This window comes from Bradyrhizobium sp. (assembly GCF_027451485.1).
Lineage (GTDB): Bacteria > Pseudomonadota > Alphaproteobacteria > Rhizobiales > Xanthobacteraceae > Bradyrhizobium.
This window is the reverse complement of the sequence record NZ_DAIDJE010000193.1, coordinates 1-2,650: the sequence shown is the minus strand read 5'-3', so window position 1 is coordinate 2,650 and position 2,650 is coordinate 1. Positions and strand designations below refer to the sequence as shown.

Genomic DNA, 2,650 nt, shown 5'->3' with positions numbered 1-2,650 from the left:
CAATCAGCGTCGAGAGCGCAGCGGGTGAAATTCCGGCTGCACGGCTCTCGGCGTTCAATTCGACCGGCGCGCGGCCGGGCTCTTGGGCGCGATGCACGGCTGCCTGCAGTGCGCTCATGCGCACCTTGATGCGGTTATTGGCGGCCAGCCCTTCGGAAAGAAGAGTCGGCAAAAGAATATCCGTCTGCCCAAGCTCGTTGATGATCTGAGTCTTCATGACGACATCCAAAGTGAGCGTCGCCCTTATCGCTCGCCTTTGAAGCCGATTCCTTGCGCTAGATCATTCATGAAACTGTCATACTGGAGCGAGCACCGCGGCCTGGCGGGAGAATTGCTCGCCAAGTTCGCCGCAGCCATCATGAGCGTGTTGGGATTGATGATCAAGATTTAGCCAAGCATGATCGGCAACGACTCGCGGACCTCTTATAGCTTTGATTTTGATCAACTTATCAGACTGACCGGAGCGATAATTTTGCGGCGTCTCATACGTTGGCGAACCGAGAATGGCTTGGCTATGGTCTGAACGATTCCTGCGGCGTGCGCTGATCGCCGTCGCGATAGCCGGTCTGGTTCTCGGGTTTGTCGCCCTGGCGATGGGTCGCAGCGATGTGGCCGGCTGGTGCTGGATCGGCGGAACCATCCCGGTCGTCGTCGGTCTCCTCATCTCGATCGTGCTGGACTTCGCGGCCGGCCGCATGGGCGTTGACTCGATCGCGCTCGTTTCGATGTCGGGCGCAATCGTTCTCGGTCAGGCACTGGCCGGCATCGTCATCGCCATCATGTATGCCGGGGGCAACGTGCTCGAGGACATCGCGGTCGCCCGGGCCGAGCGCGACCTCAGGTCACTGATCGATCGTGCCCCGAGAGTTGCACATCGCCGCACCGGATCGATCATCACGGATACGCCCATCGAGCAGGTTGAAGTCGGAGACGTTGTTCTCGTCCGCAGTGGCGAGGTGGTTCCCGTTGACGGTGTCATCACCAGCGCGGAAGCGACGATCGACGAATCGGCGTTGAGCGGCGAGCCCATTCCCGTCTCGAGGAGTGGCGGAGAATTGGCGCGCAGCGGTTCGCTGAATGCGGGCGGACCATTCGAAATCCGGACGTCTGCGACTTCAGGCGAAAGCACCTATGCCGGCATCGTGAGAATGGTGAGCGCAGCCGAGAGCGCAAAGTCTCCGTTCATCCGCATGGCGGATCGCTATGCATTGCTGCTGTTGCCGATAGCCCTGCTGATCGCGGGAGGCGCCTGGTTTTTCTCGAACGATCCGATTCGCGCTCTGGCGGTGCTGGTTGCGGCGACGCCGTGTCCGCTCATTCTCGCCGCTCCCGTCGCCTTTATCTCGGGGGTTGCCCGGGCTGCAAAGCGCGGAATTCTCGTCAAGGGCAGCAACCCGCTTGAAGCGCTCGCCCAGGCTCATACCGTGATGTTCGACAAGACCGGCACGCTGACGGTCGGCGGCGCCCGTCTCGTGGCCGTCGAAGTTGCTCCCAACCATCAGGCGGACGATGTGCTCCGCCTGGCGGCCTCGCTGGAGCAGGCATCGCATCACGTCGTTGCCGCGGCCATCGTCCAGGCTGCAACAGCGCGGCAGCTCGAACTGAGCACCGCATCTCAGGTCCGCGAAACCGCGGGCGCCGGCCTCGAAGGCGTGATCGACGGCAGGCTGATCCGGGTCGGATCGCACCAGCTCGTGGTTGGCTCTCAAAAGCCGGAGGCCTGGGTGGTTCGGGCTCTGCGACGCGCGGCCTGGCGCTCGGCGCTCAGCGTATTCGTCGCTGTGGACGGTCGCACCATCGGCGCCCTGCTGCTGGGTGACGAACTTCGCCGCGAAACCCCGCGCGCCGTTCAGGCGCTGCGATCGGCCGGCGTCTCGCGGATCGTGATGGTGACCGGTGACCGGGCAGAAGCAGCCGAAACGATCGGTGCCGCCCTCGACCTGGATGCGGTTCTTTCGGACCGGGAGCCGGCCGACAAGGTCGATGCGGTCGCGACGGAAAAGCGCCGGAATCTGACCGTCATGGTCGGCGACGGCATCAACGATGCCCCCGCTCTGGCCGCTGCAAACGTCGGCATCGCGCTTGGCGCGCGAGGTGCGAGCGCGTCATCCGAAGCGGCCGACGTCGTCATTCTCGTCGACCGTGTCGATCGCATCGCGGATGCGATCAGCATTGCGAAACGGACGCGATCGATCGCCCTGCAAAGCATCGTGTCGGGGATGGTACTCTCCGCCTTTGCGATGGCCCTGGCCGCGATCGGATGGTTGCCGCCGGTCGGCGGTGCCCTGACGCAGGAGGCCATCGATGTCGCCGTGATCCTCAACGCCTTGCGCGCACTCGGCCCCGGCCGCGCAAAAGGTCGCGGCAGGATGCCGGTTGCCATGGCCGGCTCTCTTCAGGCCGATCACGCCCAAATGGAGCCGACGCTCGACCGCCTGCGGGAGATTGCGGATGCGCTGGACCAGGCGAAAGCCGCCGGCGCAGCCGCCATGATCTCGGAAGCGGATCGGATCGTCGCAGCCGGGATCGTACCGCACGAGCAGGACGACGAGAGCGCGGTCTATCCGCACGTCGCAAAATACCTGGCGGACCGGCACGGGCTTGGAGCGATGAGCCGGGCGCATCGCGAGATCATGCACCAGTCGCGCCT

Annotated in this window: 1 protein-coding gene and 1 pseudogene; one reads left to right on the top strand and one right to left on the bottom strand. The window is 64.2% G+C overall.

From position 1 onward, the window contains the following. Window positions 1-217 (bottom strand): annotated as a pseudogene (locus tag NEZ08_RS22910) (hypothetical protein); the annotation flags it as partial. 286 nt (window positions 218-503) lie between these two features. On the opposite strand from NEZ08_RS22910, the gene NEZ08_RS22905 reads away from it, so the two are divergent. Next, a partial coding sequence (locus NEZ08_RS22905) for a heavy metal translocating P-type ATPase (protein WP_298112195.1) occupies window positions 504-2,650 on the top strand: 2,147 nt, incomplete at its 3' end.